General features: G+C 57.1%; 16 protein-coding genes. 8 read left to right on the top strand and 8 right to left on the bottom strand.

What is annotated here, in order from left to right:
• Positions 1 to 504 precede the first annotated feature (504 nt).
• Together BUQ90_RS17180 and BUQ90_RS17185 are read left to right on the top strand one after the other, a co-directional pair.
• The gene (locus BUQ90_RS17180) at positions 505 to 2,064 is read left to right on the top strand and encodes a transferrin-binding protein-like solute binding protein (RefSeq protein WP_084192773.1); all 1,560 of its coding nucleotides are present in this window, start codon (positions 505 to 507) and stop codon (positions 2,062 to 2,064) included.
• Between the two features lie 150 nt (positions 2,065 to 2,214).
• A complete protein-coding gene (locus tag BUQ90_RS17185) occupies positions 2,215 to 3,579 on the top strand; it encodes a surface lipoprotein assembly modifier (protein WP_159437137.1) in 1,365 nt (454 codons plus the stop codon).
• Between the two features lie 204 nt (positions 3,580 to 3,783).
• On the opposite strand, the gene BUQ90_RS17190 is transcribed toward BUQ90_RS17185, so the two are convergent.
• Positions 3,784 to 5,130: a DEAD/DEAH box helicase gene (locus BUQ90_RS17190; RefSeq protein ID WP_084192775.1), complete on the bottom strand. Its 1,347-nt coding sequence runs from the start codon at positions 5,128 to 5,130 to the stop codon at positions 3,784 to 3,786.
• A 284-nt stretch (positions 5,131 to 5,414) separates the two neighbouring features.
• On the opposite strand from BUQ90_RS17190, the gene ggt reads away from it, so the two are divergent.
• The 6 genes from ggt to BUQ90_RS17220 all read left to right on the top strand — a co-directional run bounded on the left by ggt (position 5,415) and on the right by BUQ90_RS17220 (position 10,114).
• On the top strand, positions 5,415 to 7,208 hold the full coding sequence (gene ggt, locus BUQ90_RS17200; protein ID WP_239447462.1) for a gamma-glutamyltransferase: 1,794 nt from the start codon (positions 5,415 to 5,417) through the stop codon (positions 7,206 to 7,208).
• 24 nt (positions 7,209 to 7,232) lie between these two features.
• Entirely contained in the window at positions 7,233 to 7,913 is a 681-nt protein-coding gene (locus BUQ90_RS17205; protein ID WP_074206295.1) for a DsbA family protein, read from the top strand.
• Positions 7,907 to 8,482: a DsbA family protein gene (locus tag BUQ90_RS17210; protein WP_074206296.1), complete on the top strand. Its 576-nt coding sequence runs from the start codon at positions 7,907 to 7,909 to the stop codon at positions 8,480 to 8,482. The genes BUQ90_RS17205 and BUQ90_RS17210 overlap by 7 nt, the downstream gene beginning before the upstream one ends.
• 96 nt (positions 8,483 to 8,578) lie before the next feature.
• Positions 8,579 to 9,403, top strand: coding sequence for a helix-turn-helix transcriptional regulator (locus BUQ90_RS17215; RefSeq protein WP_074206297.1), 825 nt, complete (start codon positions 8,579 to 8,581; stop codon positions 9,401 to 9,403).
• Positions 9,404 to 9,419: 16 nt separating this feature from the next.
• A complete protein-coding gene (locus tag BUQ90_RS17735) occupies positions 9,420 to 9,587 on the top strand; it encodes a hypothetical protein (protein ID WP_159437138.1) in 168 nt (55 codons plus the stop codon).
• 131 nt (positions 9,588 to 9,718) lie between these two features.
• On the top strand, positions 9,719 to 10,114 hold the full coding sequence (locus BUQ90_RS17220) for a hypothetical protein (RefSeq protein ID WP_074206298.1): 396 nt from the start codon (positions 9,719 to 9,721) through the stop codon (positions 10,112 to 10,114).
• A gap of 1 nt (position 10,115) precedes the next feature.
• Here the strand turns inward: BUQ90_RS17220 and BUQ90_RS17225 are convergent, their stop codons facing one another.
• The 7 genes from BUQ90_RS17225 to BUQ90_RS17255 all read right to left on the bottom strand — a co-directional run bounded on the left by BUQ90_RS17225 (position 10,116) and on the right by BUQ90_RS17255 (position 16,354).
• Positions 10,116 to 11,276 carry an acyl-CoA dehydrogenase family protein gene (locus BUQ90_RS17225; protein WP_074206299.1) on the bottom strand — a complete coding sequence of 387 codons (1,161 nt, stop codon included), beginning with the start codon at positions 11,274 to 11,276 and terminating at the stop codon, positions 10,116 to 10,118.
• Between the two features lie 14 nt (positions 11,277 to 11,290).
• A complete protein-coding gene (fghA, locus tag BUQ90_RS17230) occupies positions 11,291 to 12,118 on the bottom strand; it encodes an S-formylglutathione hydrolase (protein WP_074206300.1) in 828 nt (275 codons plus the stop codon).
• 5 nt (positions 12,119 to 12,123) lie between these two features.
• Positions 12,124 to 12,516, bottom strand: coding sequence for a VOC family protein (locus tag BUQ90_RS17235; protein ID WP_074206301.1), 393 nt, complete (start codon positions 12,514 to 12,516; stop codon positions 12,124 to 12,126).
• 19 nt (positions 12,517 to 12,535) lie between these two features.
• Positions 12,536 to 13,645: an S-(hydroxymethyl)glutathione dehydrogenase/class III alcohol dehydrogenase gene (locus BUQ90_RS17240; RefSeq protein ID WP_074206302.1), complete on the bottom strand. Its 1,110-nt coding sequence runs from the start codon at positions 13,643 to 13,645 to the stop codon at positions 12,536 to 12,538.
• Positions 13,646 to 13,785: 140 nt separating this feature from the next.
• Positions 13,786 to 13,920, bottom strand: coding sequence for a DUF2474 domain-containing protein (locus BUQ90_RS17245; RefSeq protein WP_074206303.1), 135 nt, complete (start codon positions 13,918 to 13,920; stop codon positions 13,786 to 13,788).
• Entirely contained in the window at positions 13,920 to 14,915 is a 996-nt protein-coding gene (cydB, locus tag BUQ90_RS17250) for a cytochrome d ubiquinol oxidase subunit II (protein ID WP_074206304.1), read from the bottom strand. The genes BUQ90_RS17245 and cydB overlap by 1 nt, the downstream gene beginning before the upstream one ends.
• Positions 14,915 to 16,354, bottom strand: coding sequence for a cytochrome ubiquinol oxidase subunit I (locus BUQ90_RS17255; protein WP_074206305.1), 1,440 nt, complete (start codon positions 16,352 to 16,354; stop codon positions 14,915 to 14,917). Before BUQ90_RS17255 ends, cydB begins: the two co-directional genes overlap by 1 nt.
• Positions 16,355 to 16,495 lie beyond the last annotated feature (141 nt).

Below are 16,495 nucleotides of genomic sequence, written 5' to 3' on the forward strand. Positions count from 1 at the left end.
GGAAGAAGCATAATATCATTGAACTGCCAGGAATTGACCCTCAAATTGATTCCTGAAACACTCTATGCCTGTTTCAAGAGATCGGACGTTTTGTCCGAACTGGACCAACTGAACATCGGTTGACTCGTCCTAAGCCATTTCCCTTGCAAGAAACAGCTAAGTATGATCTGCCAAATACAAGTAGGTAAACATGCTTGCAAACCCGCAAGAAAAGTGGTGATCTAGTTTTACTGAAACAAAAAGCTAGTTTCTGAGCTTTGGAGAAATCAAATCTACAAGTTAAAGTTTTACGGCATAGTTCTTGCGACCGGATTGATCTCAGCTTGCGGTGGCGGGTCGTCATCTGGCGGGGGTATCACGGCCGTTCCTCCTCCCCCTCCACCGGTGACCAACACAAGTCTGGCTGGCGCCACGGTTGAGGAGAGTTTCACCAATGACAGTGCATCTTCTTCGGTAACACGCGCTTCGAATGGATCGCTTGATACATCTGCAGGCCCATCTGCGATGACGATCGTCTATAACCCCGCTAACCGAAGCTATACTTTGACATCAGGGAACAGGAACCAAACCTTTGGCTTCAATGACAAAGATAACGACGATAGCAACTTCACAGCATTGATTTTCAGAAAACGAACCGGAGATATCGTAGACAATCTGATCATCACTCAGGCAACAACCACACCGGTGAACGGTTATGAATATGTCGGCGGTGCGGTGTGGGAAAGGGGCGATTCCGGTAGTTTATTGACCGGTGATGCCTTTACGTTTGGGGTCGAAACTCCTGATAATGCTACTCCTCGTACTGGGTCTGCGACCTTTGCAGCACGTCTGATTGCAACCGGGTACTGGCAAGACGGCTTCACTGATCTTTCGGGAACCGGATTGGCAACGGTAGAATTTGCAACCGGCAACATAGCTGCGTCGGGTCTCGCTCGTGAACTCAGCACAGAAACCAAATTACCGGTTGCCAGCGGTGATTGGTCTGCTTCAGCTCAGCTTGCATCCACCAGAAATGCATTTGACGGTACTTTGCAACTTTATCAGGGATCAGGTTACGCGGTATCGGGCGCACTCTCGGGGAGGTTGTATGGGCCTCAATCCCAAGAATTGGGCGGAGCCTTTGGATTGAACGGCACATCGAGTCTGGGCAGTGGCAGTGTGGTGGGCGTGTTGCTGGGTAGTCGTGTTGACCCGGCAACCACGAACATGTCAGTTGCACCGCTAACAGCGGATCAGGAATTTCGTATTCTGTCAAACAGTCTAGTCATAGATATCCTGAACGCCACCGGGGTCACCGATGAAAACCCATGGAACCCGGATGTCAGATATGCTCCGGATCTGCTCACCTACAATGCGTCGGAAAACAGCTACAAATTGTCGATAAATGACAATGCTGGTGGGACCGAACCGCTATTCACGGGAGCCATAGCCGACGACACCACCAGTGATGGTCGGTTCGTGAGCTATGTCAGCACGAATGGAGAAGTCCATGATCAACTGAGACTCTACCGTCCTGCTGGATCCAACAGTGAAATTTCCCTGACTTATAGCAGTTTCGGCAATTTTCGACGAACTGAGCCTGCCACGGATATTGAAAAAACGGCTATTGCCAACAGTTGGTTCTATTTTGGCATACCAACTAATCCCGCTGCGATTCCGGCCTTTGGTACAGCAACTTATCGGGGTACTCTTCATGGTACCGCAAATTATGGTCTTGAGGGAAGTAGAGTGCTGGAGGTGGAAGGCACCAGTTTGTTTGTCTTTGATTTTGGTACCAGCAGCTTGACTGGAAATCTCCATCCATTTGTTATTGAACATTCCGGTGCCAGAACAGATCTTGGTGAATGGTCCTTTGCAAACGCACAGGTTAGCACCACTGTTGTGTCAGATCCCAGGTTCACCGTGGCGCTTGAAACTAACGTGGGTGTTAATGGTCAAGTATTCGGTCGGTTCTTTGGACCGGCTGCGGATGAAGTGGCTGGGATTTTTTCCGCGCAGTTTCGACCTCCTAACGGTTTTGGCAACACGGGTAACGTTGTCGGAGCATTTGGAGCGGGCAAGTAAACTGTCCCAGGGTCTGGATCGAAACTCTATAGCGAAACATGAGTTCCGAATTGCCAGTCTTTAAAAATTTCCACCGGAACATTGTCGGCCCGGGACAATCTGGTCCTAATCAAGAATATCTTAAAGGCTGAATCTATGAGGACCATTCCCTTGTGGAATAATCTGATATCGGGCTTGCACATAGTCGTGGTCAACTGGGTATTATGCTGTGCGGAACCAGTAGCGGCGCATAATTCCCCGGATGCTGAAGTGGCTGCTGACTCATTGGACCGTCAAACCGTGAATCTGTCTCCTGGTCAGCTGTTTGCCTTTGCTGAAGCTGCACGCATTCGGCAGGAATTTGATGCTGCCGAGAAAGCCTATCGCGCGCTTGCATCGAATCCGGATTTGGAAATACGCACAGAAGCTAGGTTTCGACTGGCCTTGATGCTTGCAGCACAATCTCGCGAAACCGCCGCAGCCGTTCTTCTTCGCCAGATACTGGATGAAAAACCTCATGCTGTTCGTGTCAGGTTGGAGCTGGCTAGTATCCTAATACGGCTGGGTGATTCGGCAGGTGCCGATCGGGAACTCCGTAAGGCCCAAGCAGATGGTTTGCCTGACAATATCGCGAGATTAGTCGATATTTATGCCACAGCTCTGCGATCGCTAAAGCCCTATGGCGCGTCGATAGAGATCGCGCTTGTCCCGGATACCAATATAAATCGAGCTACGCGATCAAGCACATTGGATACGATAATCGCTCGGTTCGACCTGTCCGAAGATGCGCGAGCCAAATCGGGAATCGGTCTGTCAACCAGAGGTCAGGCATATTTTCGCCTGCCCTTGTCCTCGCAATCGAACATTCTGTTCAGAGTATCTGGCGATGGTGATTTTTACCAACAAAGTCAGTTTAATGATATTTCGCTCGGCGTTCGAGTTGGACCGGAGATCCGATCCGGCAAAGATCAAATACGACCCAGCGTCGGTTTCAGCTATCGCTGGTTTGGTGGAGATCCCTTTGTGGATTCGGTCAGCGCAGCAATCAATTTTCGACATCCAATGGGTCCCAAAGCGCAGTCGAATCTTGATCTTTCGATCAGCATCAACAACAACAGAATCAATGATCTCCAAGACGGAGAAGTTTACGCCGCGTCCGTTTCGTACGAGCAATCACTGTCCGCCAAACTGGGAATCGGGTTTTCTGCTGGTGGTGTGCGCCAAAGTTTGCGTGATCCTGGTTTCGCTTCGACTTCAGGTACAATAAATGCCTATGCCTATCGTGAAATCGGCAGAGCCACGGTCGTAGGATCTGTTGGATATAGCCGCCTGGAGGCGGACAGGAGGCTTTTCCTGTTCCCTCGTCGACGTGTTGATAACCAGTACAGTGCTTCGCTTAGTGGGTCGTTTCGGCATCTAACTTTTCGGGGGTTCGTACCGATAGTTCGTGTTTCATATGAACTCAATGAGTCTACAGTGGGAATCTATGACTTCGACAGGTTTGCTACTGAAATTGGATTCACGAGAGCCTTTTAATGGGGCCGGGCTGCAACTGCCAGTTTATGATCCAGTTGACTAAGGATCATCACACTTTCTAATGTGGTGAAGTTGCCTGATTCAAGCTGTGCCAACTTTGTCACTAGGTTATAGCCAGACAAGTCACCCTGTCTGGCTTCCCCACAACAAACTGTCCGCCTTCGGCCCTCGCCGAGGAGACTCGTTCTTCTGTATCCTGTCCGCTCAGGCGTCGGCCTTGCGGGCCTGGCGGCGCTTGAAGGATTTGGCGGCGTTGTTCCAGTGCTTCGGTCCACCCTTCTTTTTCGCACCACCGCCGGGACGTCCCTTGCGGTTGCTGTGCTTGTTTTTCGGTGGGCCGCCTCGGGTCGGTTTGGCGCTATAGCGCTTGGGCTTCTGGCCATAGATGCGCGGTGCCACTTCTTCGCGGGACGGCTCGTCATAGCCTTCGGGCAGCGGCACGATATCCGGTTTCACGCCGGTCAGCTTGACGATATCGCGCAGGAACTGCTTCTCGTCCGGTGCGACCATCGAGAAGGAGATGCCCGAAGCTCCCGCTCGCGCGGTGCGGCCGATGCGGTGGACATATTGCTCGGGCACATTGGGCATGTCGAAATTGATCACATGGCTGACGCCGTCGACATCAATGCCGCGCGCGGCAATGTCGGTGGCGACCAGAATGTTGATCTTGCCCTTGCGAAAATCGCCCAGCGCCCGTTCGCGCTGCGGCTGGCTCTTGTTGCCATGAATGGCTGCGGCGTGAATGCCGACCGCATTGAGGTTTTTCACCACCTTGTCGGCGCCATGTTTGGTCTGGGTAAAGACCAGCATGTGGTCGGGATTCTCCTGGTTGACGAAATCCTTGAGCAGGCGCTGCTTGTCGGCTTGCTCGATATAGGTGACCTTCTGGTTCACCCGCTCGGCAGTGGTTGATTGCGGCGCGACCGAAACCTGCACCGGATTGGTCAGGAACTGGTCGGCCAGCTGCGAAATCGTTTTGGGCATGGTCGCCGAGAAAAACAGGCTTTGCCGCTTGCGGGGGAGCAGCGGAACGATTTTCTTGAGCGGCACGATAAAGCCGAGATCGAGCATCTGGTCGGCTTCGTCGAGCACCAGAATCTCGACCTTGCCGAGATCCAGACTGCGCTGGTCGTGCAGGTCGAGCAAACGCCCCGGTGTCGCCACCAGAACATCGACGCCGCGCTGCAGGATACGCTTTTGCCGGTTGATTGGCACACCGCCAAAGGCCGACGTGACATAGAGGCCGAGGCCTTTCGAATAGCCGATCATGCTGTCGGCAATCTGCCGCGCCAGCTCCCGGGTCGGGGCGAGCACCAGCATCCGGCATTCGTTGCGGCCGGGCTTGCGCCGGTTGTTCAGCAGATGATGGATGGAGGGCAGCGAGAAGGCCGCGGTCTTGCCGGTGCCGGTCTGGGCGATGCCGAGAATATCCTTGCCTTCCAGCGCCGGCGGGATCGCCTGCTGCTGGATCGGGGACGGGGTTGTGTAGCCATTTTCGGCGACGCGTTGCTTGATCGGTTTCGCCAGTGCGAAATCAGTAAATTGAGTCAAAAATAATACCTTATATGTAAGCAGCCTTCATGCAGGCACATCCGCAGGGGATGCTGCAAAAAGGGCAAGTCGTTAAGACGACCCGCGTGATCAGGCTGCCGGAAAAAATGAAGCATGGGGCGATGCTACCGAAACAAACCGATCCTGTCGGCAGGTTTCTCACGCTGATGCATCGCAAGACGGCTCTCCGTCTTTGCTGCAATGCAACATAGAGAGAAAGCTTGGAAAGTCAAGCATAGTGATTACAGTGGCAACCGGATTCCCACATAAACCCGGATATGCTCATGCTCAAAAAACTGCTCTGCCCGATGGCCGTTGTCGCCATGACCCTCACCCCCGCTCAGGCGCAGGAAACTGCCTCAGGCGCTTCCGAGCCGGTGCGCGAAATAGGTGCCGGTGGTCGTCCGGTTGGCGAGATCTGGTCGCGCAGCCCGGTCTATGGCGCCAACGGCATGGCCGCGACCGCGCATCCGCTGGCCAGCCAGATCGCGATCGATATTCTCAAGAAAGGCGGCAATGCGGTCGATGCGGCGATTGCCGCCAATGCCGCGCTGGGGCTGATGGAACCCACAGGCAATGGCATAGGCGGCGATCTGTTCGCCATTATCTGGGATCCGAAAACGCAAAAGCTCCACGGTCTCAACGCTTCAGGCAAAAGCCCGATGGGCACGTCCTATGCAGAACTGCGCAAACAGCTGGGTGACCGGACATCGATCCCGCCGCTTGGCCCCTTGCCGGTGACAGTGCCCGGAACCGTGGATGGCTGGTTTGAGCTGCATGGCAAGTTCGGGAAGATGGCGATGGCTGACATTTTAACCCCGACCATCACCTATGCCCGCGAAGGTCATCCGGTAGCGCCAGTGATCGCGCATTATTTTCAGCGCAACCTGAATGCGTTCGAACGGCGACGGGAAATGATCGTCGAGTTTGCCAATGCCCGGGCCACCTGGTTCGCCAATGGCGCACCGAAGACGGGCGAAATGTTCAAAAACCCCGATCTCGCCAACACGCTGAGCATGATTGCGTCTGGCGGACGGGATGCGTTTTACAAGGGCGAGATTGCCCGCACCATGGACGCCTATTTCAAGCGGATTGGCGGCAATCTGCGCTATGCGGATTTCGCGGCACATAGCAGCCTGTGGGTCGAGCCCGGCTGCGTGCAGTATCGCAAAGGCTATGAACTGTGCGAACTGCCACCGAACAGCCAGGGTTTCGCCGCGCTGCAAATGGCGAATATTCTGAAGAATATCGATCTCGCCCAATATCCGCGCGGAAGCGCCACCGTGCTCCATTATATCACCGAAGCCAAGCGGCTGGCCTTTGAGGATGTCGCGCGCTTCTATGCCGACCCCGAAATGTCACCCGCGCCGCTCGACTGGCTGCTCAGCGACACCTATGGCAAGGAGCGCTTCGCACTGATCAATCCGGACAAGGCGGCACCCGAATTTGGTCCGGGGGAACCAAAACTGGAAGGCGAAGGCGACACCACTTATCTGACCGTGGCCGACAAGGACGGGATGATGGTCTCGCTGATACAGTCCAATTATCGCGGCATGGGCAGTGGTCTGGTCGCCGATGGCCTCGGCTTCATGTTCCAGGACCGCGGCGAGCTCTACTCGCTCGATCCCGACCATCCCAATGTCTATGCACCGGGCAAGCGCCCGTTCCAGACAATCATCCCCGCCTTCATGAAAAAGGACGGCAAGCCCTATATGTCCTTCGGCCTGATGGGTGGCGGGATGCAGCCACAGGGCCATGTCCAGGTGATGATCAACATCGTCGACTATGGCATGAACCTGCAGGAAGCCGGCGATGCCGCGCGGATCAATCATGATGGCGGACGGCAACCGACCAATGATATGGCAGGCACCGGCGCCGACCTCCTCGGCACGCTCAATGTCGAACCGGGGATCTCCGACCAGGCTGTCGCGCAGCTCAAGGCCATGGGCCACAATGTGCGCCGCGTGTCGAACGGCATCATGTTTGGCGGCTATCAGGCGATTGTAAGGGATTCCGAAACCGGCGTCTATCACGGGGCTACCGAGATGCGGAAAGACGGTCAGGCGATTGGCTACTAGACGGCTATCGCGAGGGAGAGTTTCGTGAAACCGCTCGAAAGCGATGCCCCGCTGATCGTCTATGTCGACGTCAAAAGCCCCTATGCCTTTGTCGCCATTCGGCCGATCCTGGCGCTCGAGAAAGAGCTGGGCCTGACTTTTGACTGGCGCCCGCTGACACTCGATATCCCAAGTTATCTGGGCTCGGCCGAAAAGAAAAAAGGCAAGGTCGTGGCTTCCGAAGGGCGCAGCCAGAAAACATGGAACGCGATCCGTTATTCCTATCGCGACGCCCGGCGCTATGCCGAACGGCAGGGACTGGTGCTCAAGGGCACCGAGAAGATCTGGGATTCCAGCATCGCCAATATCGGGATCATGTGGGTTACGCAAACCGCGCGCAATCGCCTCGAAAACTATCTCGAAGCTGTCTACACGCCGTTCTGGCGGCGCGAACTGGACATTGAGGATGTTTCGGTCGTGGAGAGTTGTCTGGAGACAGCCGGGGTGGCGAGCGATGGCTTTGCCGAATATGCATTGGGCGGAGGCCGGGCGGCGCATGACGCGCTGCAGGCCCAGTTCCATCCGGCGGGCATTTATGGCGTGCCAACCTTTGTGATCGATGGCGAAATCCTGTTCGGCCGCGAGCATATTCCCTGGATCCGCTGGAAACTGTCCGGGTCTGCCGGGAATGCGCCGGACATCGCATATGAGATCACGCCATGCTGACGGTCCATGTCGATTTCAAGTCTCCTGCAGCCTGGCTGGCCATCGGTCCCACTCAGGCCTTGGCGGACAGGCATGATGCTCCCATTGACTGGCGCGCCTTCCCGGTATTTGAGCGACCGATTCCCGATCTGCCGGAAAAGGCCAGCATTGGCGAAACCCACCGCAAGGTCCGCGCGGAATCACGGCGACGTATCTTCAGCAAATATGCAGCGCTGCAGAGGCTGGAGCTGCAGTTCCCGGACGAGCCAAAAGGCACGGAACTCGCGCTGGGAGCACTGGAACTGATCTCCGGTGATCGCACGGCCTACGTCGAGGCTGCATTCACCGCTTACTGGCAAGACCGGGCGGATCTCGACGACCCGGCAACTGTCACGTCTTTGATCGCACAGTCGGTTGCCGAGCCTTTTGCTGCCGATCCCGGACAGTGCGCCATGGCTTTGGCCACTGCAACAGAAGCTGCGGAAGCGCTGGGCGTGGTGGATGCCCCCGCCTATTGCATTGCCGATCAGCTCTTCATCGGCCGGGAACATCTCCCGTGGATTGGGGAATTGCTGGCAAGCGAGGGTTAGACGCGGCCACTTTTTCTGCGACCCGGACCCGCCATTGGGCCCTGTCTTCATCGTTGCCGCTCCATATGCTATGCCCGGCGATGGAGGCAAGGCGGGATGGCAGAAATAATCTACAGGGGGAACGGCAATTTCGGGTCATTCTCGATATTACAACTGAATTCCGACCTTGTTCCGCATGCCCATCCCGAAGGCCAGATCGTTTTCGCGCTCGACAGCCATATTGACGACATCATCTTCGTCAATGACGAACCCGTCACTCTCGATTCCCGTACGGCTGTTTTCGCCAATCCCATGGAAAAGCATTCCCACACGCTTCGTTCGGACGAAGGGGACTATCTTGTCCTGTATTTTGAAAGAGCCTGGCTGATCGACATGTTTGGAGATCGCCCAAGAAATCAGTCCTTCATGGAAAACCGGATCGACATCAGTGAAGCGCTGGCTGAACTGATTACCTGCTTTCGAGCGGCTGCCACAAACCGGGCAGCGCCAGAGGAAACCGATCTCTGGGTCGAAAAAATCGCCGTCGAACTCAGGCAATTTGCCGTACCCGCAGATCAAAATCGGGGAAGCTCCAATGCGCCTCTGGCGATTGACAAGGTGGAGCAAGCCATGGCCTGCATGACCCACAATCTTCTGATCCACCGGGATATCAATCTGATTGCTCGCGAAATTGGCGTTTCCAGACCACAATTGTTCAAACTGTTCCGGACCCATTTGAAAACGACACCCAATATTTCTTGGAACGCCTTGCGCATGGACTATGCAAAAGAGCGGTTGCTGGCATCCGATATCAGCGTTGAAACTCTCGCAGGTGAAATCGGATTCTCTGAAGCCGCGAACTTTTCCCGCTTCTTCAAACATCATGCGGGTTTCAACCCCAGCCAGTTCAGATTGGCAAAGGACAGGGATTTGGTGTCCTGATGGGAAGACGATTAGAATGAGCGGAAAGACGGTCTTGATGGAGAACCTGAAACGCATTCTGGCGGAGCTCGACCGGCATGATCAGAAAATGGCGGCTATTCGGGTCGCAGAAGCCATAGCCCTTCTGGAAGATCTGCCTGACGCTGCGACAAAAGGGCAAGAGAAAGACGATTCGCCATCCTGAATTCAGCCCGGACCGAGCGGATGCCATGTTCATCTGCGCTGCTCAATTAACTGCAAATTTAGACTCAATGATATGGCCGGTCATGATTGGCCCCGAATATACGCGCCCCGTAATCGAGGGCCACTATTTCCATGCCAGACAAAATGTTTGAATTTGACGCGGCGATCCCCGACCAGGACGAGGCGGCGACACGGCGACTGAAGCTGGCGAAGCTTATCTGGACCAGCAATCGCAAGCGGCGGGAAATGATCCCCGGTTTCGATTGGGGAGAGATGCCGTGGGACATTCTATTGGCGGCCTATATCCTGGGTGCTGCCGAGCAAGATGATTGGGAAAGTGCCGGTATCGTCAGCGATCAATGGCCTTCCGATGTGGCCCGTCGCTATCTGGATATCCTGTCCGACAAAGGCCTGATCGAGAAGAATGCGTCAAATCCCGGCGCGGAACCACAATTGCCCCGGCTCACCGAGAAAGGCGAGGCGGCGATTGCGAACTGGCTGGATGAATGCGCGAAAGGCGTCTTCTAGTTCAATAGGATCGCGGCAGATCCAGAACATGTTCCGCCAGATAGGACAGGATCAGATTGGTCGAGATCGGCGCGATCTGATACAGCCGGGTTTCGCGCCACTTCCGCTCAATGTCATAATCCTCGGCAAAGGCAAAACCGCCATGGGTCTGCATGCAGGCCTCACCGGCAGCCCATGACGCCTCTGATGCCAGCATCTTGGCCATGTTCGCTTCCGCCGCCATGGGTTCCCCGGCATCGAACAGCGCCGCGGCCTTGCGGACCATCAGGTCTGCCGCCTCGGTCTGGGCGAAGCTGCGCGCAATAGGAAATTGCACGCCCTGGTTCTGCCCGATCGGGCGATCAAACACTTCGCGCTCGCTGGCATAACCGGCGGCCTTGTCGGTGAACCAGCGCGCATCACCGATACATTCCGCCGCGATCAGCACGCGCTCGGAATTCATTCCGTTGAGAATATAGCGCAGCCCTTTGCCTTCTTCACCGATCAGGTTCTGCGCCGGAACGCGCAGATCATCGAAATAGACCTCGGTCGTCGAATGGTTGATCATCGTGCGGATCGGCTTGATGGTAAGACCGTTCCCCACGGCTTCCCGCATGTCGACGATGAAAACGGACAGGCCTTCGGTCCGTTTCTGCACCTGGTCCTGCGGCGTCGTGCGGGTCAGCAGGATCATCAGATCGCTATGCTCGGCCCGGCTGGTCCAGACCTTCTGGCCGTTGATCACATAGTCATCGCCATCCCGCACGGCGGTGGTCTTGAGACCCAGCGTATTGGTTCCGCTGCCCGGCTCGGTCACGCCAAAGGCCTGCAGGCGCAGCTCTCCGGTCGCGATTTTCGGAAGATATTGCTGTTTCTGGTCCGCATTGCCGTCGCGCAGGATCGTGCCCATTGTGTACATCTGCGCATGACAGGCCGCGGCATTGCAGCCAGACTTGTGGATCTCCTCGAGTATCGCAACCGCTTCGGTCAGGCCGAGGCCACTGCCGCCATATTCCTCTGGAATCAGGGCGGCGAGAAATCCGGCTTCGGTGAGGGCTGCAACAAATTCACCGGGATAGCCGCGCTCCCGATCCTTGTCGCGCCAGTAGCTACCGGGAAAATCTCCGCACAGTGCGCGCACGGCCTCGCGCATCTGCAAAATGTCATCGGTATCAGTGAGCATAGAAAAGTCGTCCGTCAGAGCCGTTCGGCATGCCAGCGCAAATGGTCGTCCATGAATGTGGAAATGGTAAAGTAGCTGTGGTCATGACCCTCGCGCAAGTTGAGCGTGAGAGGAATAGAGGCGCGCTGGCAGGCGTCAACCAGCAAATCTGGTTTGAGCTGTTCGCCAAGAAACTGGTCGGCTGCGCCCTGATCGACCAGAATGTCCGTGACCCGGGCACCGTCATCAATCAGCGCGCAGGCGTCATGTTCCCGCCAGGCAGACTGGTCTTCCCCGAGATACCGGCCCAGCGCCTTTTTGCCCCACGGGCACTGGCCCGGGGCAACAATCGGCGCGAAGGCGGATACGCTCTTCCATTCGCCGGGATTGCGCAATGCGATGGTGAGAGCACCATGTCCGCCCATGCTGTGCCCGAAAATGCCCCGGCGTTGGACATCGACCGGAAATTGCTCCGCGACCAGCGCGGGCAGCTCCTGTTCGACATAGCTGCGCATGTGGAAATGCTCGGCCCAGGGTTCCTGCGTGGCATCGACATAAAAACCGGCCCCCTGCCCCAGATCATAGCCCGGATCATCAGGGACGCCCTCGCCGCGCGGCGAGGTGTCGGGTGCCACAATGATCAGGCCCAGCTCGCTCGCCAGCCGCCGATATTCGCCCTTTTCCATGACATTGGCATGGGTGCAGGTCAGGCCGGACAGGTACCAGAGTGCGGGCAGCTTCTGACCGGAATCATGATCCGGCACATAGACCGCAAAGGTCATGTCCGTACTGGTCGCGGAAGAGGCATGGCGGTAGACGCCCTGCACTCCCCCGTGACTGCGGTTGGTGGAGACGGTTTCCATGTCGCTCAGGCGACGCGGTGCATCGCGCAGAGCTTGTTGCCGTCGAGGTCACGCACATAGGCGAGATGGAGGTTGCCCATGCTTGATTCGCGCAGCCCCGGGGGATCCTCGATCGACGTCCCGCCAGCTGCGACACCAGCGTCATGAAAGGCTTTCACCTGTTCCAGCGAGTCACAGGCAAAACCGATAGTTGCGCCATTGGCGCATGAGGCAGGCTGGTCATCAATTGGTTCCGACACGCCGAACACGCCGCCACCATGCATCCAGAACAGGCGCTTGTGCCCGGTTGCCGATTCGTTCGGCATCGGCTCCCCGGCCCCCAGCGTCCCCAGCACCTTCGTGTAGAAATCCTTTGCCTTTTCGATGTCGTTGGTACCGACCATGACGTGACTGAACATATTTTTCTCCTTTTGTGTTTCAGTAGACCACAACGCTGCGGATGCTTTCGCCTGCATGCATCAGGTCAAAACCCTTGTTGATCTCTTCCAGAGACAGTTTGTGCGTGATCATCGGATCAATCTCGATCTTGCCGTTCATGTACCAGTCGACAATCTTCGGGATGTCGGTCCGGCCGCGGGCGCCGCCAAAGGCCGTGCCCTTCCAGACCCGTCCGGTGACCAGCTGGAACGGCCGGGTGGCGATTTCCTTGCCGGCCTCGGCCACGCCGATAATTACGCTTTCCCCCCAGCCGCGATGGCAGGATTCGAGCGCCTGGCGCATGACGTCGGTATTGCCGGTACAGTCGAACGTGTAGTCCGCACCCCCATCGGTCAGCGCGACCAGATGCGCGACAATGTCGCCGCTGACGTCCTTCGGGTTCACAAAGTCGGTCATGCCGAACTTGCGCCCCCATTCTTCGCGGTCGCTGTTGATGTCGACGCCGACAATCTGGCTTGCACCGACCATCCGCGCGCCCTGAATAACGTTCAGCCCGATACCGCCGAGACCGAACACGATCACCGTGGCGCCCGCCTCGACATCCGCCGTGTTGATCACCGCACCCACGCCGGTAGTCACGCCGCAACCGCAGTAACAGGCGCTTTCGAATGGGGCAGACGGGTCAATTTTGGCCGCCGCGATTTCGGGAATGACCACAAAGTTCGAGAATGTCGAACAGCCCATATAATGATAGATGGTCTCGCCCTTGTAGGAGAACCGGCTGGTCCCGTTGGGCATCAGACCCTGCCCCTGGGTGTCACGGATCGAGGTGCAAAGATTGGTTTTCCGGCTGAGGCAGCTTTTGCACTGGCGACATTCGGGAATATAGGCCGGAATGACATGGTCATCGACCGCAACCGAGGTCACCCCAGGCCCGACCTCCCGGACAATGCCCGCGCCTTCATGCCCCAGGACACTGGGGAACTTGCCCTCGCTGTCGAGGCCGTCCAGCGTATAGGCATCGGTGTGACAGATCCCGGTGGCCATGATCTCGACGAGGACCTCGCCTTCTTGTGGCCCTTCGAGATCCAGCTCGACAATCTCCAGCGGTTTCTTCGCTTCAAAGGCAACGGCAGCACGGGTTTTCATGGAATGGCCTCCCTCTCCAGAATCACTTTCCGGCAGAGTGGCGCAGTGGTCCGATATTATCAATCACTGATGTGGACTGGCTCCGGTTTCCTTGCTGATCCGCGAACTCTGAGCGCAGATACGGCTTGACGCTTGGCGATCTATTTCAGCCAGAAGCGGATCCCGTAGGCAACAATGGTAAGGACCGTGACGCTCGCCACCCAGATCAGCACCATCCAGCCAAGCCGCTTCCACAGCGGCGCGTCGTCAGCGGATGGGGCGGGGTCCGGTGCCATCAGTGATAGCCTTCGCTGCCGACCTTGCCGCGGAACACCCAGTAAGCCCAGCCGGTATAGATCAGGATCAGCGGCACCGTGATGACCACGCCGACCAGCATGAAGATCTGGCTGCTTTCGGGCACAGCGGCATCCCAGATCGTGATCTGGTTGGGAATGATGAACGGGAACATCGAAATTCCAAGTCCGGCCATGCCGAGCAGGAACAGGCCGAGCGACAACAGGAACGGCGCAGCCTCCTGGCGTTTGAACAGTCCGCGGAAGAGGAAATAGCTCAGGATCATCACCAGCAACGGTACCTGGGAGGCAAACAGGATATTCGGCATGGTGAACCAGCGCGACCAGTACTGGGTTTCAAGAAACGGTGTGTAGAGACTCACCCCTGCCATCAGCACCAGCGTCGCGACAGCGGCCGGCCTGGCCAGCCGATAGGCATGATCCTGCGCCCCACCTTCGGTTTTCCATATCAGCCAGGTTGCACCAAGCAAGGCATAGCCGGCGACGGTGCCGAAACCGGTCAGCAGCGTATAGGGTGTGAGCCAGTCGAACCAGCTGCCCGCATAGGCGCGATCAGCGACTTCCACGCCCTGCAGCAGCGCGCCGAGCACCATGCCCTGGGAAAAGGCCGCCGCAAGGGATCCGCCGGTAAAGGCCCAGTCCCAGAAGGCACGGTGATCCGGATCGCGCCAGCGAAATTCAAAGGCGACGCCGCGAAAGACCAGACCGAGCAGCATGATGATGATCAGCGGATAGGTCGCCGGCAGGATGATCGCATAGGCGAGCGGGAAGGCCGCCATCAGGCCGCCGCCGCCGAGCACCAGCCAGGTTTCATTGCCGTCCCAGACCGGTGCGATGCTGTTCATCGCCTGATCCCGTTCGTCGCCGACCGCAAAAACCGGAAACAGGATGCCGATTCCGAGATCAAATCCGTCCATCACGACATAGGCAAAAACCGCAAAGGCGATGATGAAGGCCCAGATGATTGTCAGGTCCATCAGCTTGCTCCTTCCGGTCTGGGCGTGAAGGCTGGCGCATCGGCCTGTGCTGGTCCGGGCGCGATACCGGCGGTGCGGACGGGTCCGGTCTCGGTCGAGGCGACGCCGGCCTCACCCGCTTGCGGGACCTTGCCCATCAGCTTCAGGATATACCAGGTGCCGACCCCGAACACCGCAAAATAGACGATGATGAAGGCGATCAGCGAGGCCGCCACGGCCGGTGCGGCAAGCGGCGAAGCACTTTCGGCGGTGCGCAGCAGGCCATAGACCGTGAACGGCTGCCGCCCGACTTCGGTGGTGATCCAGCCGGCAATGACCGCGACAAATCCCGAGGGCCCCATGACCAGCGCCGCTTTGTGTAACCAGGTCCAGTCGTACAGCTTCTTGCGCCAGCGCGCGATCAGGCTCCACAGGCCGATGCCCATCATCGCAAAACCGATACCGACCATGATCCGGAACGACCAGAACACGATCCCCACCGGCGGCTCATCGGCATCCGGTACGGTGTCGAGTCCGTCCATCGGTGCATCGGGATCATGTTTGAGGATCAGCGAGCCCAGTTTGGGGATTTCAATGGCATAATCAATCCGCTTTTCCGCGCTGTTGGGAATCCCGAACAGGATCAGCGGCGCGCCTTCGGGATGGCTGTCATAATGGCCTTCCATCGCCATGATCTTGACCGGCTGATGCTCCAGCGTGTTCAGGCCGTGCATGTCCCCGGCGAAAATCTGCACCGGGGCGACCAAAGCCGCCATCCACATCGCCATGGAGAACATCTTGCGCGCGTGCGCGTTTGTCCGGTCTTTCAGAAGGTGCCAGGCAGCAACCGCCCCGACCACAAATGCGGTGGTCAGATAGGCGGAGATGACGGTGTGGACCAGCCGGTAGGGGAAGCTGGGATTGAAGACGATCGGCCACCAGCTGTCACCAGGCACAAACTGGCCATTGGGGGCGATTTCATGCCCTGTTGGCGTCTGCATCCAGCTGTTGACGCTGAGAATCCAGAAGGCGGAAATGAAGGTGCCGATCGCAACCATCAGCGTCGCCGTGAAATGCAGTTTCTTGCCGACCTTGTTCATCCCGAACAGCATGACGCCCAGAAAACCCGCCTCGAGGAAGAAGGCGGTGAGCACCTCATAGGCCATGAGCGGCCCGATAACCGGCCCAGCCCTGTCCGAGAAGACCGACCAGTTGGTGCCGAACTGGTAGGACATGACAATGCCCGAGACCACGCCCATGGCAAAGGTAACGGCGAATATTTTCAGCCAGTATTTGAACAGGTCCATATAGATCTGCTTGCCGGTTTTCAGCCAGAGGCCTTCGAGAACCGCGAGATAACTGGCCAGCCCGATCGAAAAGGCCGGGAAAATGAAATGAAAGCTGACCGTGAAGGCAAACTGAATGCGGGCCAGCAATATGGCGTCGAAACCGTCGAACATATACCTACGTCCCCTTTAAGGGTGTCACGGGTGTGTTACGTGTGCTTGTCTGTGGCAGTGACATAGAGATGACAGGATGCTTTCACAATGTGAAGCCGCTTGATAAGATCCACAAGCGAGTTGCATGCCACGCAACTGAAA

It is taken from the genome of Parasphingorhabdus marina DSM 22363, from assembly GCF_900128895.1.
Classification (GTDB): Bacteria; Pseudomonadota; Alphaproteobacteria; order Sphingomonadales; family Sphingomonadaceae; genus Parasphingorhabdus; species Parasphingorhabdus marina.